Source organism: Natrinema limicola JCM 13563 (assembly GCF_000337475.1).
GTDB classification, from domain to species: domain Archaea; phylum Halobacteriota; class Halobacteria; order Halobacteriales; family Natrialbaceae; genus Natrinema; species Natrinema limicola.
This window is the reverse complement of record NZ_AOIT01000033.1, coordinates 1-25216: the sequence shown is the minus strand read 5'-3', so window position 1 is coordinate 25216 and position 25216 is coordinate 1. Positions and strand designations below refer to the sequence as shown.

Annotated in this window: 20 protein-coding genes and 1 pseudogene; 15 read left to right on the top strand and 6 right to left on the bottom strand. The window is 60.1% G+C overall.

Annotated features, from left to right (window positions below; genetic code table 11):
* Nucleotides 1-63: 63 nt before the first annotated feature.
* The gene (locus tag C476_RS08010) at nt 64-1332 is read left to right on the top strand and encodes a M24 family metallopeptidase (RefSeq protein WP_008011703.1); all 1269 of its coding nucleotides are present in this window, start codon (nt 64-66) and stop codon (nt 1330-1332) included.
* Nucleotides 1333-1377: 45 nt separating this feature from the next.
* Here C476_RS08010 and C476_RS08005 read toward each other — a convergent pair whose 3' ends face one another.
* Nucleotides 1378-3369, bottom strand: coding sequence for an oxidoreductase (locus C476_RS08005; RefSeq protein WP_049911673.1), 1992 nt, complete (start codon nt 3367-3369; stop codon nt 1378-1380).
* Between the two features lie 273 nt (nt 3370-3642).
* On the opposite strand from C476_RS08005, the gene C476_RS18700 reads away from it, so the two are divergent.
* Nucleotides 3643-3810, top strand: coding sequence for a hypothetical protein (locus C476_RS18700; protein WP_160162896.1), 168 nt, complete (start codon nt 3643-3645; stop codon nt 3808-3810).
* Entirely contained in the window at nt 3810-5435 is a 1626-nt protein-coding gene (locus C476_RS08000; RefSeq protein ID WP_008011701.1) for a sodium:solute symporter family transporter, read from the top strand. Before C476_RS18700 ends, C476_RS08000 begins: the two co-directional genes overlap by 1 nt.
* A 29-nt stretch (nt 5436-5464) precedes the next feature.
* Here the strand turns inward: C476_RS08000 and C476_RS07995 are convergent, their stop codons facing one another.
* Nucleotides 5465-5881: an acyl-CoA thioesterase gene (locus C476_RS07995; protein WP_008011700.1), complete on the bottom strand. Its 417-nt coding sequence runs from the start codon at nt 5879-5881 to the stop codon at nt 5465-5467.
* A 112-nt stretch (nt 5882-5993) separates the two neighbouring features.
* Here C476_RS07995 and C476_RS07990 point away from each other — a divergent pair.
* The 4 genes and pseudogenes from C476_RS07990 (at nt 5994) to C476_RS07975 (ending at nt 10994) form a co-directional block, all read left to right on the top strand.
* Nucleotides 5994-7002 (top strand): annotated as a pseudogene (locus C476_RS07990) (LLM class flavin-dependent oxidoreductase).
* Nucleotides 7003-7130: 128 nt separating this feature from the next.
* Complete coding sequence (gene paaK / locus C476_RS07985) at nt 7131-8417, top strand: phenylacetate--CoA ligase PaaK (protein WP_008011698.1); 1287 nt, start codon at nt 7131-7133, stop codon at nt 8415-8417.
* Between the two features lie 84 nt (nt 8418-8501).
* On the top strand, nt 8502-10502 hold the full coding sequence (locus C476_RS07980; protein WP_008011696.1) for an AMP-binding protein: 2001 nt from the start codon (nt 8502-8504) through the stop codon (nt 10500-10502).
* Nucleotides 10503-10610: 108 nt separating this feature from the next.
* Nucleotides 10611-10994 carry a PaaI family thioesterase gene (locus C476_RS07975; protein WP_008011694.1) on the top strand — a complete coding sequence of 128 codons (384 nt, stop codon included), beginning with the start codon at nt 10611-10613 and terminating at the stop codon, nt 10992-10994.
* An 80-nt stretch (nt 10995-11074) separates the two neighbouring features.
* Here C476_RS07975 and C476_RS07970 read toward each other — a convergent pair whose 3' ends face one another.
* Nucleotides 11075-11665, bottom strand: a complete 591-nt coding sequence (locus tag C476_RS07970; protein WP_008011693.1) for an HD domain-containing protein — start codon at nt 11663-11665, stop codon at nt 11075-11077.
* 3 nt (nt 11666-11668) lie between these two features.
* Nucleotides 11669-12385, bottom strand: coding sequence for an EthD domain-containing protein (locus C476_RS07965; RefSeq protein WP_008011691.1), 717 nt, complete (start codon nt 12383-12385; stop codon nt 11669-11671).
* Between the two features lie 101 nt (nt 12386-12486).
* Between C476_RS07965 and C476_RS07960 the strand changes: the two genes are divergently transcribed.
* The 6 genes from C476_RS07960 (at nt 12487) to C476_RS07935 (ending at nt 19522) form a co-directional block, all read left to right on the top strand.
* On the top strand, nt 12487-13848 hold the full coding sequence (locus C476_RS07960) for an NAD-dependent succinate-semialdehyde dehydrogenase (RefSeq protein WP_008011689.1): 1362 nt from the start codon (nt 12487-12489) through the stop codon (nt 13846-13848).
* 379 nt (nt 13849-14227) lie between these two features.
* Nucleotides 14228-15472 carry an ABC transporter substrate-binding protein gene (locus C476_RS07955; protein WP_049911661.1) on the top strand — a complete coding sequence of 415 codons (1245 nt, stop codon included), beginning with the start codon at nt 14228-14230 and terminating at the stop codon, nt 15470-15472.
* Between the two features lie 7 nt (nt 15473-15479).
* Nucleotides 15480-17513 carry an ABC transporter permease gene (locus tag C476_RS07950; RefSeq protein WP_008011686.1) on the top strand — a complete coding sequence of 678 codons (2034 nt, stop codon included), beginning with the start codon at nt 15480-15482 and terminating at the stop codon, nt 17511-17513.
* Nucleotides 17506-18273 (top strand): ABC transporter ATP-binding protein, encoded by a 768-nt coding sequence (locus C476_RS07945; protein ID WP_008011685.1) that lies wholly within the window; start codon nt 17506-17508, stop codon nt 18271-18273. The genes C476_RS07950 and C476_RS07945 overlap by 8 nt, the downstream gene beginning before the upstream one ends.
* Nucleotides 18266-18988, top strand: coding sequence for an ABC transporter ATP-binding protein (locus C476_RS07940; protein ID WP_049911672.1), 723 nt, complete (start codon nt 18266-18268; stop codon nt 18986-18988). Before C476_RS07945 ends, C476_RS07940 begins: the two co-directional genes overlap by 8 nt.
* A gap of 135 nt (nt 18989-19123) precedes the next feature.
* A complete protein-coding gene (locus tag C476_RS07935) occupies nt 19124-19522 on the top strand; it encodes a universal stress protein (RefSeq protein WP_008011681.1) in 399 nt (132 codons plus the stop codon).
* 170 nt (nt 19523-19692) lie between these two features.
* Here the strand turns inward: C476_RS07935 and C476_RS07930 are convergent, their stop codons facing one another.
* Both C476_RS07930 and rdfA read right to left on the bottom strand, forming a co-directional pair.
* Nucleotides 19693-20445, bottom strand: a complete 753-nt coding sequence (locus tag C476_RS07930) for an IclR family transcriptional regulator (protein ID WP_206536886.1) — start codon at nt 20443-20445, stop codon at nt 19693-19695.
* A 527-nt stretch (nt 20446-20972) separates the two neighbouring features.
* Nucleotides 20973-21599, bottom strand: coding sequence for a rod-determining factor RdfA (rdfA, locus tag C476_RS07925; RefSeq protein ID WP_049911660.1), 627 nt, complete (start codon nt 21597-21599; stop codon nt 20973-20975).
* 210 nt (nt 21600-21809) lie between these two features.
* Between rdfA and C476_RS07920 the strand changes: the two genes are divergently transcribed.
* Together C476_RS07920 and C476_RS07915 are read left to right on the top strand one after the other, a co-directional pair.
* Nucleotides 21810-23753: an archaea-specific SMC-related protein gene (locus C476_RS07920; RefSeq protein WP_008011676.1), complete on the top strand. Its 1944-nt coding sequence runs from the start codon at nt 21810-21812 to the stop codon at nt 23751-23753.
* A gap of 404 nt (nt 23754-24157) precedes the next feature.
* The coding region (locus C476_RS07915; RefSeq protein ID WP_241430479.1) for an ISH3 family transposase at nt 24158-25216 on the top strand (1059 nt) is incomplete at its 3' end.

Sequence of the window (25216 nt, the reverse complement as noted above, 5' to 3'; positions counted from 1 at the left end):
GGTGTGTCAGCTGTCACCATCAAATCCGGAGTTTGATTAGCCCCCTCTGTGTACGTTGATGTGATGTACGAGCGCGACTTCATGGAAGGAACGCGTGGAACCATGGCTGTCGACTGGGAAGAGCGCATCGACGTCCAGCGCATGCGACGCGAGCGCAAGGAGCGAGCGCTCGAGCGACTCCAGGACTCGGAGTTGGGGTCGATGTTGCTCATCAACGACCCGAACGTCCGCTACGTGACCGGGCTCGCGATGACCGGCGGCAGCGGCGCGGACCACTACACGCTGCTCACGGAAGACGGCGATGTCGTCCACTGGGACACGGCCGATCACGCCTCGAACCAGCGGTTCAACTGCCCCTGGCTCGACGACATCCGGTACGCCTGTCCCGGCCTCGGGAACGTTCCCCGGGCCTCGGGGAGCGCCTCGGCGCGACGCTGGCTCAAGGACAAGATGGCCGAGACGGTCTACGAGGCCATGGAGGAGTACGGCGTCGCTAAAGAACCGATGGGCATCGACGTGGCTAACGGCGCACTCGTCGAGAAGTTCGAGGACCGCGGCGTCGACGTCGACACTGACGCAGCGACGGACATCATGCTTGACGCTCGCAAGGTCAAGACGCGCGACGAGATCGAGTGTCTCCGACAGGTCGCAGCCATCTGTGAGGCGGGCTTCCAGGCCATCACCGAGAGCGCGAAACCCGGCAAACGCGAGTCCGAGGTCTGGGGCGATGCGGTCAACGAACTCTGGCGTCACGGCGCGATGGCCCAGGGCGGCTACGTCACCTCCGGCCCGAATACGTGGCCGAAACACCAGGCCAACACGACCGACCGCATGATCCGGCCCGGCGACCTCGTCTACGCCGACTTCTACAACATCGGCTACCTTGGCTATCGCTCCTGTTACTACCGCACGTTCTCCATGGGCGAGCCCACGCAGGCCCAGCAGGACGCCTACGAGAAGGCCCGCGACGACCTCTACGACGTGTTAGAGCGCATCGAGCCCGGGGCGACCACCGACGAGATCTGCAAGGGCTTCCCGGACGAAGAGGGCGAACACATGGACTGGTACGACGCCGACGACTTCTGGCAGATGACGACCAACCACTGGGCCCACGGCCTGGGGCTCCAACTCTACGAGGAGCCACTCATCTGGCGGGGCCTCTCGCCGGACCATCCCATCGAGATCGAGGAGGGCATGACGATGGCCGTCGAGACGATGCAGCCGGCCGACCGCCAGGGCGTCCGCGTCGAGGAGATGGTCGTCGTCCGCGAGAACGGCGTCGAGATCCTCAGTCAGTGGCCCGTCGAGGAGATTACGGCTATCGACTACTGAACGGTGGCGACTCACAAATACCGCTCTCTGCAGGGCGCTGATCTCCTATACCTGCCGACCGAGTTCGTGACCGGAATAGACGGCATCGGCGATCCGCCGCGGCGAGACGCAGTCACCGATTGCATGAACTTCCTCGATTTCGGTCGACTGCCGGAGCGAGTCGAGGTTCGCCGTAAGATCGCGGTAGAGGTCGTCGTTCGACTTTCGCATCGTCGTGAAGACGACGTAGTCCGCCTCGAGCGTGGTCTGCGCTCCCGAGTGAACGTTGGCGGTGACGACGTCGTCGTCGCGGATTTCCTCGAGCGCGTGGTGAGGTACGAACTCGACGCCGCTCTCGAAGAGGGTCGTGAAGATCGTTCCCCGTTCGAACGTGTGCACCGCCTGATCGAACGCGCTCGCACTCGGCGTCACGAACGTCACGTCGTTGTCGGCGGCGAGCGACTGGGCGACGCCGGCGCTCACGTTGTACCCCTCCTCGTCGAAGATCACGACGTTCCGTCCCGAGGGATCGACCTCGAGCGCGTCTTCGGGAGTCAGCACGTGGTCACGATTCCAGCCCGGAACGGGACGGTGCGTTCCCGACGTTTCACCTTTCTCGGACCACCTCGCGCCAGTCGCGACGACGACGACCTCCGCACCGTAGCTCTCGACGTCGTCGTAGCACATCTCTGCTCTACTTCCCGTGTGGACGGCGACGTCGTCGAGCCGCTCGAGTTCGGTCGTCCGCCAGTCGCGAACCCGGTTCCATTCACCGAGATCAGGCAGCGTCCCTTCGAAGTTGACCCGGCCGCCGAGCGTCTCCGCTTTCTCGTTGAGGTGAACGAGATGCCCACGCTCGCCGGCGACCCTTGCGAACTCCATGCCAGCCGGCCCGCCGCCGACCACGAGGATGCCTTTCGGTTCGTCGACTGTTTCGTACTCTTCGGGCGGCCAAACCGCCTCTCTCCCGACCGTCGGGTTCTGCGTGCAGGTGAGCGGGATTCCCTGTCTCGATTGCGAGACGCAGACGTTACAGCCGATACACTCCCGGATCTCGTCGATGCGCTCCTCTCTCACCTTTCGTGGCCAGTGGGGGTCCGAGATCGACTGGCGTGCCATGCCGACCATGTCCACGTACCCTTCCTCGAGGAGCGCGACCGCGTCGTCCGGGTCGGTGATTCGCCCGGTGCCGCCGACGGGAACGTCGAGTTCGTCGGTGGCAGCTTTCACGAAGTCTATCTGGTAGTTCTTCGAGTGGCGGCGACTCGGCGCGATCATGTCGTCGATCGACTGTTTGACGCCGATGTCGATATCCCAGAAGTCGAGGTCGTCGCCGATTCGCCGAACGATCTCGAGCCCGTCGCCGTCCGCAGTTAGCCCGCCCTCGACGCGTTCGTCGATCGTGTACCGGGCACCGACGGCCATGTCGTCGCTTACGTTCTCGCGAACGCTCTCGATGACCTCCCGGAAGAACCGCATTCGGTTCTCGAGTGAACCGCCGTACTCGTCGTCGCGGTCGTTGTAGAACGGCGAGAGGAACTGTGAGATGAGGTAGCCGTGTGCTGCGTGGAGTTCGATGCCGTCGTAGCCTGCTCGCCGCGCCCGGTCTGCCCCGTCACCGAACGCCGCGACGATTTCCCGGATGTCGGCGTGTTCCATCTCCTTGGGCGTGTAGTAGTTGCCGGTTGGAAGCTGCGACGCCGAAAGCGGTGGGCGGCGGCTCCCGTAGTTCCCGGCCGTCGCACCGCCGTGCCACAACTCGACGAACAGCTTTCCACCGTGGTCGTGAACCGCGTCGACCATCGCTCGCTGTGGCGGGATTGTCTCGTCGTCGTGGATGTATCCCGAGTCGACGGGCGTAACGTCGGTCGATTCGTGAATCTGGCTGTACTCTTGGACGATCAGACCGAATCCGCCCCGTGCCTTCTCCGCACGGAAGGCCGTCTGCTGGTCACCGAGCCCGTACGCGTTCCCGTGTGGCGGCTGAAAAACCCTGTTCGGCACCGTCACGGGGCCGAGATCGATCGACTCGAAGAGTGCGTTATGCCGGTCGGACATGTATTTCGTGTACATATAGCATACAACAAAACTGTTTCTCCCACGGTCGTCGACGACGGTTCGTCGTTGGAACTCGAGCCGTCTCGAGCGTCGGTGACCAGCCATCGCGACGGAAGGCGGCGTAACGCTTATGTATTACAAATTTGATTGTTTGGTTTGTATGTGGCACGATACTACACATCATGGGTCTGAATGGCACGAACTGTACTCGGGCCGTCGAGCGGTGATCGGCGCGAGAGACCAACACCAGCGCGGCCGAGGGGTGATCGTCCGATGAGCTACCTGCTCGGATTCCCGACGCCGGTCGTCGAGGTGTTTCTCTCGCTCGTCGTCCTCTTTCTCGTCGTCTCGGTGTACCTCGGGACGCAGTTGGAGGGGACGGAGACGGTTCGGGAACGGGACTCTCTCGGTGGAATCGACCCCAGTGAGGTGAACGATTGATGAGCGTCAATGCTGGCGTGTTGATCCCGCTGCAGACGTGGGGTGATGACCTCGGCGTCGACTACTACTCGGAGACCGCAGTGATATTCTTCGCTGTGTTCGCCGTTCTGATGGTCGGAATCGGGATACTGGCGAGTCGATACCAGACTAACCAGGAGGAGTACTTCGTGGCGGGACGACGGTCGGGCGTCCTCGTCGTCGCGCTGGCGGTGTTCGCCTCGATCCAGAGCGGGTGGGGAATGATCGGCGTCACCGGAACGGGCTACCTCGTCGGCCTCGAGTACTTCATTTTGGTCGGCGGGTTGATCATCTTCGGGTTCACCGCGTCGTACTGGTTGCTCGGACGGAAGATGCGCGTACTCGGCGACGTACGCAACGCGATTACCGCGCCAGACGCGATGTACTACCGCTTCCAGGACGAGCGTGTCCGGCTGCTCGGTGCGGCGTCGGTCCTGCTCGGCAGTATGGGGTACCTCGCCGCCCAGTACGCCGCACTCGGGATCGTCGGATCACTCATCCTGCCGATTAGCTTCTTCCAGGCACTGGTGATCGGGTTGGTGGTCGTCGGCTTCTACACCGTCATCGGGGGGATGCTCGCGGCCATCTGGTCCGACGCGATTCAGGGTGCGATCATGGTGCTTGGCGGCGTACTGACCGCGTACTACGTCGTGACGAACTCCGGGGTCGGCTGGAACGGGATGATCGAGACGATCCAGGCGGAAAATCCCGCGTACTTCGAGTTCACGCTGCTCGGCGGCGACGGACTCATGGCCATCGGCCTGGTCATCTCGGTGATCGTCATCCAGGCGACCGTCGCCGGCCAGCCCCACGCGATCACGAAGTTCTACATGGTACGCGACGTGTCGGTGCTGAAGTGGGGCGCACTCATCACGGGGTCGGCGTACCTCGCAACGGCGATGTACTGGCTCGCCGCACCGTTCCTGCGGGCCGCCGTCATCGGTGGGACTGTCGCCGATCCGGGCAACCCGGACGCGACCCTCCCGCTCGCGCTCATCCAGTGGGCTCCGGACGTCGTCGTCGCGTTCGTGCTCACTGCGGTCATGGCCGCGATCATGTCGACGAGCAACGCGTTCCTCAACATGGGCGCGTCCGCGGTCGTCCACGACTACTTCATCGAACACCGGAACGTCGACCTCACCCAGGAGCAGGAAGTCCACTGGGGGCGTCTGATTACGGCTGCGCTCCTTATCGCGGCGGGCGTCATCGCAGCCACCTTCCCCGGCCTTATCTTCGTCCTTGGTGCCGCGGGCTGGGCAATCTTCGCGGCCGTCATCTTCCCCTGTATCGCTATCGCGTACAACTGGCGGGGAGCGACCGCCGAAGGCGCACTCGCGGGCGGCGGCGCCGGACTGGCGCTTACGATCCTCCTCGCCTACGGCGGCGAGTACGCTGGTGTCGAACTTCCTCTGGGATTCCTCGGTGGCCAACTCGCCACGATCGTCGCCGTCGTCGTCTTCGTCGGCGTTTCGCTTGTTACGAGCACGAGCGACTATCACGACTTGGACGAGGGCATCAAGGCGGTGATGGATCTCGGCCGTATCAAGGGCAGTCCGGAGGAATCGACCGGCGTCGTCACAGGCGACGGAACCGGAACCGACGACTGACCCCGCCGATACGCTGACATCTCGTCTCTCTACTCGACTATCTCTACCGATCCGTCTTCGAACGCCGTAATGTTCTCGCGCCACGTGTCGGGCACCGCTCGAGTCTCTCCCGCTTCGTCGAGCACCACGTGAACGACCTCGCCGTTCGCCGCGATACCGTCGTCTGTCCGTACCTCGAAGACCGTGGTGAGGCTGGACGCGCCGATTTTCGAGACGCGGTAGCGAACCGTCACCGCGTCCTCGAGTTCGATCGGAACGGTGTAGTCGATCTCCTGGTGGACCAGGGCGCCGTCGGTCTGCTCGAGTCGTTCGCCGACGACCTCTTGGAAGTACCGTGCGCGAGCTTCCTCGACGTAGATCAGGACGACAGCGTTGTGGACCTGCCCCATCGGATCGAGATCGCGAAAGCGAACTGGCACTTCCGTCTCGTATGTGAACGTTGCCATGGGATGACTGTTCGGCTCGACGGGCTTCGGTGTAACGGTCTGGTCGGCTCTCCCGGGCGGAACCTCGCCCCTTCGCCAAGGGTTAAGACGGCCCACCCGAATTGAGTAGTGTATGCAACTCGGGACTGGCCTGTTTACCTGTCAACAGCGACCGGACGACGACCGTTGGATGAGCGAAATCTACGACGAGATGCTCGAGTTCGGCCGCGTCATCGACGACGCCGGCCTCGACAGCGCGTGGGTATCCGAACATCATTTCCTCGACGACGGGTACATGTCGGGAATCTCGCCCGCGCTGGGTGCGCTGGCGGCGGTCACGGACGACATCGAACTCGGGCCGTGTATCGCGCTGGCTCCGCTGTACGATTCGGTCCGCCTCGCGGAGGACGTTGCGACGATCGACCAGATCGCGGACGGACGGACGGACGACGCTCGGTCTCTCGATCGGCTCGAACGTCGACGAGTTCGACGCGTTCGGCATCTCCAAGGACGAGCGAGTCGACCGGCTGACCGACACCGTCAACGTGCTTCGCGGTGCGTGGTCGGAGGGGACACTCGACTACGAGCCCGATTTCCACGAGATCTCGGCCGACGTCGACGTGACGCCGAAACCGGCCCACGACGTACCGATCATGCTCGGCGGCGCTGCCAAGCCCGCCGTTCGGCGGGCCGCCCGCATCGGCGACGCCTGGTGTGCACCCTCGGCCATCTCGCTCGAGGGCGTCCGCAAGCGCACGGAGGACATCGAGACCGTCCGCGAGCACGAGAACATCGACGGCGACTTTCAGGTGTACGTCCTCCAGCACGGGTTCGTCAGCGACTCCCGCGACGAAGCCTGGGAGGCGATGCGCGACGGCTACTTCTACATCCAGCGCCGGTACGAGGAGATCTTCTCCGGCGAACCTGTCGACGAACTGTCCGACGAGCGCAAACAGGAACTCAAAGAGCAGGCGATCTTCGGCACGCCCGAACAGGTCGTCGACGAACTCGAGACCTACCGCGAGACGCTCGGCGACGACATTCACTTCATCTTCCGGACGTACCACCCAGGTGCCGGTACCGAGGAGATGGCCGAGTGTATCCGTCGACTCGGCGACGAAGTCCGCCCCGAACTTGTCTGATACGGGCTGCCGTCACTGAACGGCGCATCTGCATGATGTGTCACGGGTTCACCGGCACTGACTGACAGCGGTCCGTCTCCGCAGCGATATCACGAATCTTTTTGAAGGGGACCGTTCATCGTTTTGGTATGAGAAGTAGTAACGAGTCACTCGATCGGGCAGCGCTCCGTGAACGACAGGCAGACCGGCTCACGAAGACGGTCGAACGCGCATACGAAAACGTCCCGTTCTACCGCGAACGACTCGAGGACGCCGGCGTCGACCCGAGCGACATCGAGAGCATCGACGACATCACGACGCTCCCGATGACGACCAAAGAGGACTTCCGCGACGAGTATCCCGACGGCCTGTTCGCCGTCGACGACGAGGAGCTCGCGCGAATCCACGCGTCGTCCGGGACGACCGGCAAGCCCAAGATCGTCTCTTACACCGACGCCGATCTCGACGTCTGGGGCAAAGCCATGGCGCGGTCACTGGCCGCGGCCGGCGTCGAACCCGGCGATACCGTTCAGAACGCCTACGGATACGGCCTGTTCACCGGCGGCCTGGGCTTCCACCAGGGTGCCGAGGAACTCGGCACGACGGTCGTGCCGACGAGCAGCGGCGGCACGCAGCGACAGATCGAACTCGCACAGGACCTCGAGAGCGACGTCCTCGCGTGTACGCCCTCCTACGCGCTGTACTTCGCCGAGGCGGCCGAAGAGATGGGGCTGAATCCACGCGAGCTCCCGATTTCCGTGATCGCCTACGGTGCGGAGACCTGCACTGAGCCGATGCGCGAGGAGATCGAGGAGCGACTCGGCGCGACCGGGATCAACAACTACGGCCTCTCGGAGATCATCGGTCCGGGCGTTGCCGCGGAGTGTCACGAGGCCCAGGACGGCCTGCACGTCTGGGAGGACCACTTCTATCCGGAGGTCGTCGACCCGCGTACGGGCGAGCCCGTCGAAGAGGGCGAAGAGGGTGAGCTCGTGTTGACTACGCTCACGAAAGAGGCGCTGCCGGTGTTGCGCTACCGAACGGGTGATCTCACGACGCTGAACTACGACGAGTGTGAGTGTGGCCGGACAATGGTCCGCATGGACAACGTCACTGGTCGCACCGATGAACTCCTTATCGTCCGTGGTGTCAATCTCTACCCGAGCGAAATCGAACACATCATCCTCGACGTTGCCGGCGTCGCTCCCCATTACCGCATCGACCTTCACAAGGACGGAAGCCTCGACGTGATGGAGCTTACCATCGAAAAAGACGAGCAGAGCGACCGAAGCGAGAACGAACTAAGAGATGTGATCCTCTCCCGGTTGCAGAACGTCCTCTCATTTACGCCGGACGACCTCGAACTCGTCGAGCCGGGCGGCATCGCCCGTACCGAGGTCGGCAAGGTCCAGCGCGTCTACGACCATCGCGGGTGACCGCGATCGGACGCACCACGCATCGTCGAACTGGCACGCACAAATTTTTAAGAGGATACTGTCACCAGTTGTGCATGGGTTACAATGGCAGGATTACTCGACGAGCCCGAGGAGATACGCTACGAACCGGACGAGCAGTTCGTTCAGGATAGCAACGTCTACGCGTTCATGCAGGAACACGGCATCGATAACTTCGAAGAACTCCACGAGCTGACCGTCAGCGAGGTCGATGGGATAGCGGCCTCTGGCCTTGACTGGTTCTGGGACGAGGTCGTCGACCACCTCGGCCTGGAGTTCTACGAGGACTACGACCGGGTCCGCGATGCGAGCGACGGCCCGCAGTTTACTGGCTGGTACGTCGGCGGCGAACTCAACATCGCACACAACGTCGTGGACCGCCACGCCCAGCCGGACGCCGAGGCCCGGAACAGGGTCGCGACGATCTGGGAGGGCGAAGACGGCGAGGTCCGTGAGGTTACCTATCACGAACTGCATCGGCAGGCGAATCGGGTCGCCAACGCCCTCAAGGAGCGCGGTATCGACACCGGCAACACCGTCGGCCTCTACATGCCGATGGTCCCCGAGATCGTCCCACTGCTCTACGGCTGTTTCAAGGTCGGTGCGATCGCGGTGCCGATCTTCTCCGGTTTCGGCGTCGACGCCACCGCGACGCGCATCGCGGACGCCGAGTGTTCGGTGCTGTTCACCGGCGACGGTTTCTACCGGCGTGGCAGCGAAATCGCGCTCAAAGCACAAGCTGACGACGCCATCGACGAAGCCGGCCACGTCGAACACACTATCGTCTACGACCGATTAGGTTCCGACGAGGCGTCGATCCCGTGGGACGACGACCGCGACGAGTGGTGGGCCGACGCCGTCGGGACGCAGTCCGACGAGTACGACACGAAGTCACTCCCCGCGGATCAGGAGTCGATGCTGCTGTACTCGTCGGGCACGACGGGCCAGCCGAAGGGGATCGTCCACACCCACGCGGGCGGACTGGTTCAACCGGCGAAGGAAATCTACTTCTCGTTCGACCACAAGCCCTCGGATCGGTTCTTCTGGGTGTCCGACATCGGCTGGATGATGGGACCGTGGACGCTCATCGGTAACCACGCGCACGGCGGCACAATCTTCCTCTACGAGGGCGCACCGGACTACCCCGAGCCGGATCGCTTCTGGCGGATGATCGACGACCACGGCCTGACGGTCTTCGGCATCTCCCCGACCGCCATCCGCGCGCTCCAGAAACAGGGTGATGAGTGGCTAGACGGCCACGACCTCTCCTCGCTACGCCTGCTGGGATCGACCGGCGAGCCGTGGGATCCCGACTCTTGGCAGTGGTTCCTCGAGAACGTCGGCCGTGGTGAGGCACCCATCATGAACATCTCCGGCGGCACCGAGATTTTCGGCTGTTTCCTCCAGCCGACGCCACTGCACTCGCTGAAACCTGGCACTCTCGGCGGGCCGGCGCTTGGCATGGACGTCGACATCGTCGACGCCAGCGGCGAGTCCGTCGCCGACGATCATGAGGAAGGCTATCTCATCTGCAAGTCTTCCGCACCGTCGATGACCAAGTCGCTGTGGAGCGGCGACGAGCGCTACCTCGAGGAGTACTGGTCACGGTTCGACGACATGTGGGACCACGGCGACTGGGCACAGCAGGACGCGGACGGCTTCTGGTTCCTCCACGGCCGTTCGGACGACGTGCTCAACGTCGCCGGCCGAAAGGTCGGCCCGGCCGAAGTCGAAGGCGCGCTCATCGAACACGAGGCCGTCAACGCCGCCGTCGCGATCGGCGCACCCGACGACACCAAAGGAACCGCCGTCGTCACGTACGTCGTCGTCACCGACGGCTACGAGGAAACCGACGAGTTGCGAGAGGAGCTACGCACACAGGTCGGCGCGGAGTTGGGCAAGCCGTTCCGTCCGCTCGAAGTGTTGTTCGTCGACGGGTTCCCCAAGACCCAGAGCGGCAAGATCGTCCGTCGCATCATCCAGTCCGTCTACACGGGCGAGGAGTTGGACGATCTCTCGAGCATCGAGAACCCCGACGCCATCGACGAGATTGCGACCGCTCGATAGCGCCGTACCGACCTCTCGTCCGATTCGTCCTCGAATCGAGTAGCGGCCCACGTTACCGTGACACGAACCAGAACGGTTAATTAGCCGGAAAGAAAAATCCCGGCCGTCATGGACATCGAAGCGTTCTTCGAGAACATGCCGTTCGCCGACCTGCTCGGTGTCGAGGTCACCGAGGCGGCGGACGGACACGCCGAAGGAACCATCGAGATGCGAGAAGCATTATCCTGGAACGACGATCGGATAATGGCCCATGGCGGCGTGACGTTCACCCTGGCGGACACCGTCGGCGGTGCCGCGCTCGTCTCACTGGTCGACCAGCCGGTTCCGACCATCGACATGCGAATCGACTATCTGGAAGCCGGGACCGGCGATCTGTACGCGGAAGCCGACGTCGTTCGGCTCGGAAGTGACGTCGGCGTCGTCGATGTCGCGGTCTACGCTGCTGACGACACACAGGTCGCGGACGCTCGCGGCGTCTACAAGACGGGATAGGTTGAATACACGATCGCACCTGAACGGCTGGTACCACTGCCGACGAGCCGTGAGACGCGATCGGTGGGGGAATCCTCTTATCAGTTCTGTGTCTGTGAGTACTCGTCGACCCACTCCTGAAGCGTGATCCCCATCGCCGACTGGGTGATCGCGTTCGAGGACGCCGAGTTCGCGCTCTTGACGAGTTCCGCTTCCATCGTCCGGGTGGGAATCTCGCCGATGAAGTGAGGGATCGCCCGCTGGACCGCGAGCGGACAGCCGACCTCGTGGGCGAGGGCATACCCCGACAGCGAATGCGGGACCTCCTCGGTCGCGTACGTTCGATCCGGCTCGAGCAACTGCTCGTCGTCGACGAAATCGACGTACTCGTAGCACTTGCCGACGTCGTGAAGGAGACACGCGGCCACGACGACGTCGATGTCGGGGTCCGCGCCGTGGAAGTCGCGCTGCTCTTGAGCCGATTGGCGAGCGATGCGCGTGACGCCGCGAACGTGCTCGACGTTGGTTACCTCGTGGATGTTCCAGGCGTAGGGAATATCCTCGATGTGTCGCCAGCCGCCCCGGTCGAGTCCGAGCATCCACGCCTCGATGACTTTCTCGCGGAGGTCGGGACTGTCGATCGAATCGAGTTCGGGAAACGCCTCGCGGACTTGGCTCTCGTAGTCGGGCATGGCTCAGCGTTCGTCTTTGACGAGTCGTTCTTGCCCGATAAACCGCGGGCGCTCCTTGAGGGCCAGGAAGTTGTCGACGTCCTCGCGGGCTTCCTTAGCTTTCCCCTTCGCAGGGTCGTAGTCACGGGACCCTTCGCTGCCCAGCGCGGCGTAGAGCTTCGAGAGATCCTCGAAGTACAGTTCGGCGACGCCGTCGAATTCTGCGTTCTCGGAATCGGTTGGCAGGACGGTGTTATACTTGACGACACCGTCGATCTCACGAGCGATGGGCGTGTGGTTGGTCTGCCAGTAGTCGACAAACTCCTCGTGAGTCATGCCCTCCTGACGAACCAGAAACGCCGAGTGTTTGTAGAGGTGATCAGTGTCACTCTTGACGTCGTCTTTCTGGACGATCTCCTCGCCAATGAACCGCGGACGCTCCTCGAGAGCCAGAAAGTTGTCAACGTCCTCGCGGGCTTTCGCCGCGATCTCTTTGGTGGGGTCGTAGTCACGGGAGCCGGGACTGCCAAGCGCCTCGTGAAGATCCTCAAGCGTCTCGAAGTACAGTTCCGCCAGCCCGTCGAACTCGGCGTGTTCGGGTTCGGTCGGCAGCACCTGCTGGTACCGCACAACACCCTCGATATCCTTCGCGATGGGTGTGTGGTTGTTCTGCCAGTGGTCGACGAACTCTGCATGGGACATACCCTCCTGTCGAACGAGCAGGGCAATGTGCTTGTACATCACTGGTCACTATCACACCCCCCGAAATAAATCCTCAGGTTGACCGCGGCCCGTTCGTGGAATGAAAATACCTAAGAGTAGTGCTAGCGATACTCACTGCCATGGACGCGGTCAATCCAGCCACTGGCGAACAGTTCGCCGAATACACCGAAGACGACTACGCGGACGTCGAGGCCACGCTCGAGACTGCGATAGAGACCTTCGAATCGTGGCGCGAGCGCCCGCTGCGTGAGCGCGAGGAGTTGCTGGCGGCCGCTGGCGACGTGCTTCGGGAGAACAAGCGGCGGTACGCGGAGTTGATGACCAAGGAGATGGGCAAACCGATCTCCCAGGCCGTCGCCGAAGTCGAGAAGTGCGCGTGGGCCTGCGATCACTACGCGGAGCACGCGAGCGCCTACCTCGAGGCCGACCACCATCCCAGCCCACCGGGAACGTCGGTTAAGACCGTCCACGATCCGCTCGGACCCGTGCTTGCGGTGATGCCCTGGAACTTCCCATTCTGGCAGGTCATCCGCTTTGCCGCCCCGTATCTCACCGCCGGCAACGTCGGCCTGCTCAAACACGCCTCGAACGTACCAGGGTGTGCCATGGTGCTCAAGGAGGTCTTCCGCGAGGCTGGCTATCCCGAGGGCGTCTTCCAGACGCTGCTCGTCGGCTCGAGCAAGGTCGAAGACGTCCTGACCGACAATCGGGTACGCGCTGCGACGCTCACCGGCAGCGGGCCGGCCGGCCGGGCCGTCGCCGAGACCGCCGGTAAACACCTCAAGAAGACCGTCCTCGAACTGGGTGGGAGCGATCCGTTCGTCGTGCTGGACGACGCAGACCTCGGTCGCGCCGTCGAGACAGGTGTGCAGGCGCGCACGCAGAACGGTGGCCAGTCCTGTATCGCGGCCAAGCGGTTCATCGTTCACGAGGCCGTCTACGACGAATTCGTCGACCGGTTCGTCGACGAATTCGAGAGCCTCACGGTCGGTGACCCGATGAGCGAGGCGACCGATGTCGGGCCGCAGGCGGACCCCGACCTGATGGCGCAACTCCACGACCAGGTCGAAGCCAGCGTCAAGGCCGGGGCGACGGTTCTGACGGGCGGCGACCCCCTCGACAGGGAGGGGGCCTTCTATCCGCCGACCGTGCTGACCGACGTTCCCAAGGGCTGCCCTGCGGACGCAGAGGAGACCTTCGGCCCCGTTGCGGCCGTCTACGAGGTGGCCGACGAAACCGAAGCCATCGAACTCGCAAACGATACGCGGTTCGGGCTGGGCGCGAGCCTCTGGACCGACGACCGCAAGCGCGGACAGCGACTCGCACGCGAGATCGATGCCGGCTGCGTCTACATCAACGAGATGACGAAGTCGGACCCGCGCGTGCCGTTCGGCGGGATCAAAGACTCCGGCTACGGCCGTGAACTCTCGGAAGCCGGCATCAAGGAGTTCGTGAACTGGAAAACAGTGTGGGTTCAGTGAAACGGGCTTCCGCTATCCGGTCTGCTGTCACTGGTCTCGGCACACACCAAGACGGGGCGCAGGCCTGCCGTACTGAGTGACAGGAGTCCGTAGCACTCGGTTTCAGCGCGTACTCGAGACCGCGAGGACTGGGGCAGCCGAGGGCAGCGACGGTCTCGACACGACCGGTAAAGTGGGAACTGACGCGGTAACGGCCCTGTAGTTCGAGTTGCCGAGTAACACTTTCCATGACAGATCGATCATAAGCAGGAATTATCATTCTCCCAGTTGGGACGGTTCGTCCATTATTAAATATAAAACCCTTATTTATCAACCCCTCGTATATATGAGTTGAACATAATGATTTATTAGGCACTGGTGTGCAGTGGATATCATACCCATGCGAGGGGCAACCAATGGAGACAATGACAGTATCGTATTCGGTTCCTCACGTCGAACGTTCCTGTCGGCCGCCGGCGCAGCGGGCACTGTAGCGCTCGCCGGCTGTGCGGGAGGGAGTGGGAACGAAACAGTGACTATTGCGAGCCTCAATCCGATGAGCGGGGCCTACAGTTCACTCGGTCCGGCACAGCGGAATGGCGTCGAGTTGGCCGTCCAGCAGATCAACGACAGCGACGAGTTCGACTACGAGATCGACGCGGTGTACGACGATACCGAGACGGAGGCCGGAGCCGCGTCCCAGGCCGCCCAAGAAGTCGTTCAGCAGGAACAAGCCGACTTCGTGTTCGGTGCGATCTCCAGTTCCGTCGCGCTGGGACTTAACGAGTTCGCCAGCGATGCGGAATTCGTTTATTTCCCAGGTGCGGCGGCCGTTCCGGTCACGGGCGAGGCGTGCAACGAGTGGGTCTTCCGCTTCGAGACGAGCACGGCTCAGATCGCCGAGGCGATCTCGGCGTACACGGTAAACGAGATCGGCTCAAACGTCTGGTTCCACATCGCCGACTACGCCTACGGGGATTCGGTCTACAATCGGACCAGAGAACGGATGCAGGACGCAAACAGCAACTTCACTGAAGTTGGGAAGACAGAATCCAGCCTCGGCTCTTCGAACTTCGGCTCGTATATAAGCCAGATTAGCTCGTCCGACGCCGACGCGGTTATCCTCGGCATGACCGGCGGGGACCTCGTCAACTTCGTCAATCAGGCCGCAAACCAGGGTCTCGCGCAAGAGAAAGCGCTTGTCGGTCCGACGATGGCGTTCAAGAGCGCGCGCTCAGGAGCGGGGTCCAATGCGGTCGGTACCTACGGCGGTGTCCGTTACGATCCCTCAGTCGATCTCGGCGACAACCAGCAGTTCGTCGAAGCCTACCAGAACGAATACGACGGCGTCCCCGGGAACTTCGAGCGAGTGGGTTACGAGTCCATCCGCCTGATGGTGCGAGGCATGCAGGAAGCTGGGAGTACCGACCCCACGGACGTCAGAGACGCCCTCGAGGGCGGAACGTTCACGACGGTGCTGGGAGATATCACGCTTCGGGAGTCCGATCATCAGGCCACTAACCCAACCTGGATGGGCGAGCTGGTCGAAGGCGACGGCGACATGGCTAACGTGGATCTCCTTAGCAAGGTCGAGGGCGAGAACACGCTGCCGCCAGGCTCCGAACTGGGCTGTGAACTGAACTAGTGTACCAATGACATTCGTAGCAGACCTAACCGAACAGCTGATCAACGGCGTCACCCTCGGGATGGTGTACGTCCTGTTAGCTGCGGGACTGTCCATCATCTTCGGAGTCATGGACGTCATTAACTTCTCCCACGGGGAACTGTTCGCCCTCGGGGCGTACTTCGCACTCAGTATCTCGGGTGCGCTCGGCGTCGGGGTAGGGTTCTGGACGGCACTGGTCGTCGCACCGCTGCTGGTCGGTATCGTCGGTGTCGCCATCGAACGCTTCACCATTCGACCGCTGTACGGCCGAAATCCCCTGTATCACATCCTCCTTACCTTCGGGCTCGTCCTCATCATCAACGACCTGATCAAGTTGGTCTGGGGGACCCAACAGCGGAATCTCGGGGTGCCAGGATATCTCAGCCAGCCAGTCGGCGTCGCGGGCATTCAGGTGTCCCTGTACAACTACTTCATGATCGTCTTCGCGGGGGCGCTTGCGCTCGGGATCTACCTGTTCTTGGAACGGACCAAGTACGGGATGATCGTCAGAGCCGGCTCACAGGACAGACAGATGGTCCGCAACGTCGGCATCGATATCGACAAGTACTACACGCTCGTGTTCGGTCTCGGTGCCGCGCTCGCGGCTGTCGGCGGGATCGTTCTCGGCGGCTACCAGAGCATCAGTACCGGGATGGGTAACAGCGTCATCATCCCCGCGTTCATCATCGTCGTGCTCGGCGGACTCGGGAGTTTCCGCGGTGCCGTCTTCGGCGGCCTTCTCGTGGGTATTATCCGCACGATAACGCGGACGTACGGCGGCACGGAGTTCGGCGAGGTCGCCGGAATCACGCTCTCGCTGCCGGACCTGGAAGGGCTCACTATCTTCCTGTTGATGATTGCCGTGTTGCTGGTCAAGCCACAGGGCCTATTCGGGAACCCGGAGTTTCAGGACGAAGGCGGTGAAGAGGGCGACCTCTTGACCGGTGCCGACGGCGGCGTGTTCACGGACAGCGTCCGGATGAAACTGGGTGCAGCAGCAGTCGGCCTGCTGGCCATCGCCCCCTTTGCCATCCTCCTGACCGGCAATGACTACTACATCATCCTCCTTAACCGCGTTCTTATCATGGCCATCTTCGCTCTGAGTCTGGACATCGTCATGGGCTACACCGGCCTCGTCCCACTTGGTCACACGATGTTCTACGGCGTCGGTGCGTACGTGGCCGCGCTGGTGATGATCCACTACACGTCGTCGTTTATCATCGCGCTCTTCGGTGCGATCGTCATCTGTGCGCTCATCGCGTGGATCGTTGGCAGTCTCTCGATTCGGGTCTCCGGCGTCTACTTTGCGATGATCACGCTGGCGTTCGCCGAACTGTTCTACAACGCGGTGTTCAAGTTCCAGTTCACCGGGGGCAGCGACGGGTTGCTCGGCTGGGACACGTTCTTCGGAATTGCCGGCATCGGTGCCGAACTCAATGGCATCAACCTACTGATCGCCGGGTTCGAGATCACGCCGAACATCGTCTTCTACTACACCGCGCTGATTCTGGCGGTCGCATCGCTCCTATTCGCCCGTCGGTTCATGAACGCGCCGTTCGGGAGTGTCCTTCAGTCCATCAGCGAGGCCGAGGAACGTGCCGAGTTTATCGGCTACGACGTGACGAAGTACAAACGCCGCGCGTTCGTGATCAGTGGTGGGATGGCCGGGATGGCTGGCGGCCTCCTGGCTGTCAAGCCAAGTACGTTCATCATCTCGCCGGATCAAACCCTCGCATGGATTCACTCCGGTGAGGTCATCGTGATGACGCTGCTTGGCGGTATGGGAACGCTCTTCGGGCCGATGATCGGTGCCGGCGTCTTCATCGGTGCCGAAGACATTCTCTCGTCGTACACCGAGCAATGGCGACTGGTGATCGGGACCATCTTCGTGTTGTTCGTGCTGTTCGTTCCACGTGGACTCGTGTCGATCCCGTCGCTGCTCGTTCAGCGTCGCCAGAGTGCGGAAAGCGACAGCCCGTCAGTCGGGTTCGACGAATCGGAGGTGAACACGCATGACTGAGACAGTACTCGAAACGAATGGACTGACGAAACGCTTCGGTGAGCTCACTGCTGTCGACCACGTCGACCTCGAGGTCGAGAAAGGCGAGTTTCGGAGCGTCATCGGCCCGAACGGTGCCGGCAAGACCACCACGTTCAACCTCATCACTGGCGCGCTCATCCCCTCCGAAGGGACCGTGCGCTTCAACGGCACAGACATCACGAACATGCCGCCACATGAGCGCGTCCATCACGGTGTCGGCCGATCGTTCCAGATCACCAATGTATTCGGCGGTCTCACCGTCCGTGAGAACGTCCGACTCGCCGCGCAATCGATGTACGGCGACGAGATCAGTCGTCGAGAGGCGATGTTCCGCGACAAGGACTCGTTCGATGAATTGACCGACCGAACCACCGAAATCCTTGACAAGATTGGGCTGCGCGATCGTGCAGACGTGCACGCAGACACGCTCGCATATGGTGACCAGCGTCGCCTGGAAATCGGTCTCGTGCTCGCGACAGACCCAGAATTAGTTATGCTTGACGAACCAACCGCAGGGATGAGTAGCGAGGAAACGCACGAAACGATGACGCTCATCAGTGATGTCCTCTCGGACCAGTCGCTAATGCTCATCGAACACGATATCGATCTCGTCATGCGTGTCTCCGACCGGGTCACCGTCCTGACTCGTGGGCAGGAGCTTGCGAGCGGGACGCCAGAGGATATCGCTACCAATGAGGACGTCCGTGATGCATATCTCGGAGGTGCTCGCGATGAGTGATCCACTGCTCTCGATACAGGACTTGCGCGCCGGATATGATATGACCGAGGTACTACAAGGACTCTCACTCGAGGTCGAGCGTGGCTCGGTTGTCTCGCTCGTCGGCCGCAACGGGGTCGGCAAGACGACGACGCTTCGATCGGTCGTCGGCAACCTCGCACCGACCGGCGGCTCAATCCAATTCGATGGAGACGATATCACGACCCTCGATACCGAGTCGACCATCAGGAAGGGGATCGCGTTCGTCCCGGAAGGGCGCAGGGTATTCCCCGGGCTGACGGTCCGTGAAAACATTGAGATGGGCCACATGGGCGTCGACGCGAGCAACGGGCCCTCGGTCGACGAAGTAATCAACATATTTGAAAATCTTCAGGAGCGCGAGGATAGTTACGGCTCGGTACTCTCCGGCGGCGAACAGCAAATGGTCGCCATCGGGCGTGCACTGATCGCCGATCCCGACCTGCTCCTGCTCGACGAGCCGACTGAAGGGCTCGCACCGTACATCGTCAGACAGATCGAGGATATAATCGAGAATCTCAACGATCAGGGGATCACCGTCCTGATCGTCGAACAGAACATCCCAGTCGCACTCGGGGTGTCCGACTACACGTACATCCTCGAGAAGGGCCATATCGTCCACAAAGGACCGTCCGAGGACGTAAGCGAGAACGACAAGGTACTCGACGAACACCTTGGCGTCGGACTGGCCGACTAGCGGCTCGCTCCAGCGATACTGTTCGGATCTCCCGCTGACGAGACCGGATTGACTACGTGGATCCGATATCGGTCGATGCCCTCGTGCCGCGGGACGGGCGGTACTTATTTCAGATCCGTCTGCGAATATATGTCCATGAAAGAGATCGTACTCGGTATCGATCAGAACGTCGAACGCGCGGCCGTCCAGGCCGAGACAGTTATCGACCTGTTCGACATCGACAATACCCGTGCGTACCTGCTCCACGACTTTGTTGACAATCTGGAAGGTGCGTCAGTCACGCAGGTCGAAGCCGTAAAACGAGCACAGGAGAACCTCGAAGACGCAGGCGTGGCGGTCGAGCTGCGAGAGGGGAGTGGCGACCCGGCAGAGTCGATCCTCGAAACCGCAGAAGAACTCGATGCCGATGCGATCTGTGTCGCTGGGCGCAATCGAACACCAGCGGGCAAAATGCTGTTCGGGAGTGTGAGCCAATCAGTCGTGCTGAATACCGACCGACCAGTTCTCATTTGTAGCGAAGCAGAGACAGCATAGCACCGCTCCTACACGTTCACCAGCCATATCGTAAGTGGCAACTTTGATAACACACAACGTTCAGCATTCGAAAGAGTAGAACGTTACTCACGAAGAATAATCGCCGCTATCCGTGGGAAGAGATAATAAATAGAAGGATCTGCCTCAGTCACCCGTTCGAGTGAGTAGAACTAACGGTACGAGAGATTGACTCGTAGTTCGCCCACGAGACCCCGGACGAGGTTTGCAAGCTCGTTTTCCACGCGGTCGCTGTCGAGGCGGTTGGACGGACCTGAGACGCTGATTGCTCCGTAGGAGTTTCCAGCATTGTCCGTAATCGAAGCGCCGACACCGGAGACGCCCTGCAGGAACTGCTCGGATCCATACGCGACACCCCGGTCTCGAATCTCCTCGAGTTCTGCCTCAAGTTCCGCACGGGTTTTTTCGCCGCCAAGTGGATAGTCGTAGCTATCCAGGATTTCTGTCCGTCGCACTGCTGGCAGGTTTGCGAGGATGGCCTTTCCTGCCGCTAGCTGATACAGTTCGATGTGGTGTCCGATCCGAGCGTTGGTTTGAATGCCGTGCTTTCCTACGGACTTGGCGATGAACACGGCCTTCCCGTTTTCTTCGACGGTCCACCAAGCCTTTTCGTCCGTCTCTTCAGCAAGTTCGTCGAGTTTCGGGAGTACCTCGTCGTACATCTCCTGGGTCTCCTGAACCATCATCCCCATATCGAGCAGCTGAAGGCTAAGACGGTACTCCTGCGAGTTGTTCTGGACGACGTATCCTCGGTCTTTGAGTGTCGAGAGGTGAACGTGTACAGTGCTCTTTGGCATATCCACAGCGTCGGCGAGCTCCGTCACACCGGCGGACGTGTGCTCTTTGAGTGCTTCCATGATATCGAGCATCCGTTCATCCGAATTGACCGTGTTTCTATTTCCCATAAAAGGGAAGACGAACTCGACACCAATAATATTGTTCATTGTCGTTGAATCTGGCGGAGATCGCGTTGACATAACTTATTCGACGGATTCAGAGTAGGCAAGGCCTCAGCAATACGCAGTCATGACCGTCCTCTCTTGGAACCAGTACGAAACAGCCGAAGGCAGAAACCACAAGACGGAACAGAGATTTCGTGAAGAGAGTGTTACAAACGCTCACCTTATCCGAGTTACTCGAATGAATTGAGAGAACTATCTCCGAATATGTCGCAACGTTGCTCAGCATCTGGGCCGAAAAGCGCGTCTACTGGGATAATTTGAGATTGAGGAACAGTTCTATCGTGATCTATGTTAGTGATTAACAATCCGCCATTCATCAAGAATGAACAGTTGAGATTGATTTCGGCGAACAGCGTTCGTCCGTAACACACTCCATTACATAACTAGGTCTGTAATGGTTGTGTCCCAAACGAGATCGATACCGATCACAAACAGCTACTGACGCACCCTGAGACGGTCAGAGAGAGCGCTCACTGCCCATCCTCACACTCACAGCCCCCATCACTCAACAGTTCGGTGAGGTTCTTGTGAGTCCCGCAGTCGGTGCAGTGTACGTTAATTTTGACTAAAATATCGAACGAGCCGAGCGTGAGAGTGTCCGTATCCCTGAGATTCGAGAGCACTGTCTCTACAACGGCGATAAGCCGACCTCGAAGCCCGTTGATCGTCTGTTGAGCGGACTCGATTCGGTCACCGGCCTCCGTCCCTTTTTCCACATCCCGTCCTTTTGTCAGGTACGTGTGAATCGCCTGGTGTGTGACGAAGTCATTCTGTAACTGTTCGACATCGATACTATCGCGTTCGAGCGTTTTCCGGACGCGAGTTTGCTCGCCCCGGCTTACGTCGTCGTCCGTGAGGGCGTGATAAATCGTCTCGATATCGCCGCTGAAGCGTTGCTGTGAAGTTCCTGCTAACGCACTGCGTAGTACTTCTTTGTTGAAATACTCCGCGAGCTCACGGAGGCTGTAAGAGTCTTTCGCGTCACCAACCCAATATTCCTCAAGTTCGCGCCCCATCCCGTCGAGCGAATATCGATTGATGACCTTTCCAACTTTGTATCTGGGGGTGCCGTTCGAATTCGAAGCGTCAGCCATCATTGAGACATAGTCAGCGAGGGATACTAAAGTGTGTTCGTTGGCTGTTTGAACAAGGTTATTTCTGTTCAAAACACCCGAATTTTTCGACATTATTGTGGTTTGAATGCAATATTAGCAGTTGGCGATGAGCGAAGACGCTGGGTCCGAAACAGCGACTTTTGTCCTACTTCTATATAAAGGTTTATCAGCAAACGGCACGGATACGGGCGTATGGAACAACAGAAAAAGATTCGTGAGACCGGAACGATACACGCAGAGAATATCGGTGGAATTGAAGAGACCACGGTCGAGTTCTCCCCAGGAGTGACGGTTCTCGAAGGTCGCAACGCGACCAACCGGACGTCGTTTCTCCAAGCAGTGATGGCGGCGCTCGGCAGTGAAAACGTCTCGATCAAAGGAGACGCGGACGAAGCGTCCGTTGAACTCACACTCGGTGACGAAACGTATACCCGGACGCTGAGCCGGCGGTCCGGTACCATTGTTTCCGACGGTAAGCCGTATCTCGACGATCCAATGCTCGCCGATCTGTTTGCCTTCCTGCTCGAGTCGAACGAGGCTCGTCGAGCCGTTGCTACGAGCGATGACCTGCGGGAACTCATCATGAGACCGGTCGACACGGACGCCATTCACTCCGAAATCGATCGACTCGTCGAAAAGCGCCGCGATCTCGAACGTGAACTCGACGAAATCGACGATCTTAAAGGAGAACTCCCCGGGCTGGAAGAGAAGCGAACGCAGCTTACACAAGAAATCGAAGCAAAGAAGGCCGAACTCGCAGAGAAAGAAGCGGAGCTACAGGACGCCGACGCCGATGTCGAAGAAACGCGCGAGGAGAAATCCGCTCTTGAGGACAAACTCGACGAACTGCGGTCGAAGCGAAAGCAACTCGACGACATCCGATACGATCTCGAAACGGAACGCGAGAGCCTCGAAGCGCTCAATCGCGAACAGCAGGAACTCGAAGATGAGAAAGCCGAGCATCCCGAAACGCCAGTCGGCGAAATCTCGGAGATCGAGTCGGAGATCAGCCGGCTCCGGGAGCAGAAACAAACCCTCGAGGCAGAAGTCAGCGAACTGCAGAGCGTCATCGGTTTCAACGAGGACATGCTCGAAGACGCCGATACGAGCGCGCTCGAGACGCTCTCTGAGGGTTCGACCGAAGACATCACTGAGCAGTTGCTCCCGAGCGACGACGTAACCTGCTGGACGTGTGGGAGCGAAGTCGAAAAACAGCAGATCGAATCGACGATCGATCAGTTACGGCAGATCAGCCGGGCTAAATTCGACGACGTAAACGAGTTAGACGACGAGATCGACGACCTAAACGAGAAAAAGAGATCGTTCCAGCAGGCCCAGCGGGAACGCGACCGCATCGAACGGCGACTATCGGATCTAGAGCGGGAAATCGAGCGCAGCGAGAACACGATCGACGAACTGCAGACGCGCCGTGAGGAGGTCACCGACGAAATAGAGACGATCGAAGCGGAGGTAGAAGAGTTAGAGAACGAGGACTACAGTGCCATCTTAGATCTTCACAAGGAGGCAAACCAGATCGAATACGAGCTCGGAAAGCTCGAAAACGACCTCGAGCGCGTTGAAGGCCGGATCGAAGAGATCGAAGGGCGTATCGCCCAGGCGGAAGACATCGAGACACGACATGACGAAGTCAGCGCCGAGATCGAGGACCTTCGAACGAAGATAGAGCAGATCGAACAAAACGCGGTCGAGGAATTCAACGAGCATATGGATACTGTCCTTGAGATGCTCGGCTACGCGAACCTCGACCGCATCTGGATCGAGCGTGTTGAGCGTGACGTACGTGAGGGGAGACGCAAAGTGACGAAGTCCGTCTTCCAGTTGCACGTCATTCGTACCTCCACGTCAGGTGCGGCATACGAGGACACCATCGATCACCTATCCGAGAGCGAGCGGGAAGTAACAGGACTCGTGTTTGCACTTGCCGGCTATCTCGCACACGAAGTGTACGAAGACATTCCGTTCATGCTGCTCGATTCGTTGGAAGCGATCGACTCTGAACGGATCGCGACCCTCGTAGACTATTTAACCGACTACACAGGCTACCTGCTCGCCGCATTGCTCCCGGAGGACGCCGCAGCGCTCTCCGACGAGTATGAACGAGTAACTGAAATATAACTTGACATTCACCTCCGCTAAAGGCAGAGGAATGCCGAACGCTGGGACAGTAGAATTTGCAGTTTAGCTGTTCTCAGCGTCAACTGCCCGCTCTCGCGATTAAACAGGCAGACTCCAAGCTATAACAACCATAGGCGGTCTTTCGAGTCGCCGAAAACTGACAATCCGACTGATATCGAGCATTTCAGCCTGCTAACTGACCCTTCTTCGGGGTGACGCTGTAGCTACGAATGACAGAATCCGTGCACGGAATTTCAACATCGATTAACTGACCGGTGGGGGACGATTCGTCCCCCACTGTCGCTAGTTGTCCACTCTGGCTCAATGAGCTCACGTCTGACACATAGATGAATGGGAAGCGGGTGAATCAGGTCACTGATTCATCCGCTGTCCGGACAGTCCGTATGAACCTACCAAAACTCAAACGGGTACTTACAGATCCGGACGAGTTCATTTCGAACCGGCAACTCAAGGCTCTTTCTCTGGAATTGCTTGCGTTGATCCCGATGCCAGGAATCGAGGGCTCGCCCCTCGATTCCGGTGATATCATGGAAGTCGTTCTTCGAGCCGCTGTCGGGACAACCTCTGTCAACGGCGTCACGACCAATGCAGAGGAAACGCCCAATCGAGAGCCCGTCATGGATTGGCTCCATACGCTCCAGAAAGATCCGATGCTAGACGCTGTTAACGATATTCTCGCTACGCTGGCNGATTGGCTCCATACGCTCCAGAAAGATCCGATGCTAGACGCTGTTAACGATATTCTCGCTACGCTGGCGATGACGGTTCTCGACCGCTATAGGTCGAGAACCGTCTGTATCGACTTCATGGACAACCCCTTCCATGGAACACCCAGGAGTGACGGCGAGATCAGACGGATGGCTGCTCGGGACGGGACTACCCAGTGTCATCGCTACTGCACAGCGTTCGTTATTGCGCAAGGAAAGCCGCTGACACTCGCGGTTGAACCAGTTGCTGGCGAAGATAGCAAGGCCGACGCGGTCGAGCGCCTGCTCGCCCGCGTCGAGACGTATCCATTCGAGATTGACCGCATTCTCATGGATCGAGACGCCTATGTCGGGGAGCTGATTGGCGTCCTTCGGGCGGTTGCACCGCCAGTCTTCCCAGTCAGGACCGGAAAGGCGTCGATCCGAGAGAAGCTCTCCGTAACAGCGTCATACATGACAGAGGAGACGATTTGTGAGGGAAAAGAGCACGAACAGACGTTTCCGATGGCGGTGAACGTCACCTACCAGAACGGTGACCGTGGAAAATCTGGCGTGAAGACGACAGGATACGCGGCGTACGGTCTAGAAGACCGGACGCCGGCGCAGGTTGCGACGATCTACAACAATCGGTCACAGATCGAAAAGAGGGCTCTATTGAATCGCCATAGGGCGTTGGAATCAGCGGGTCACGTACTGTTTTATGTTGTAGACGAGACACATCAGCACGATCTCACG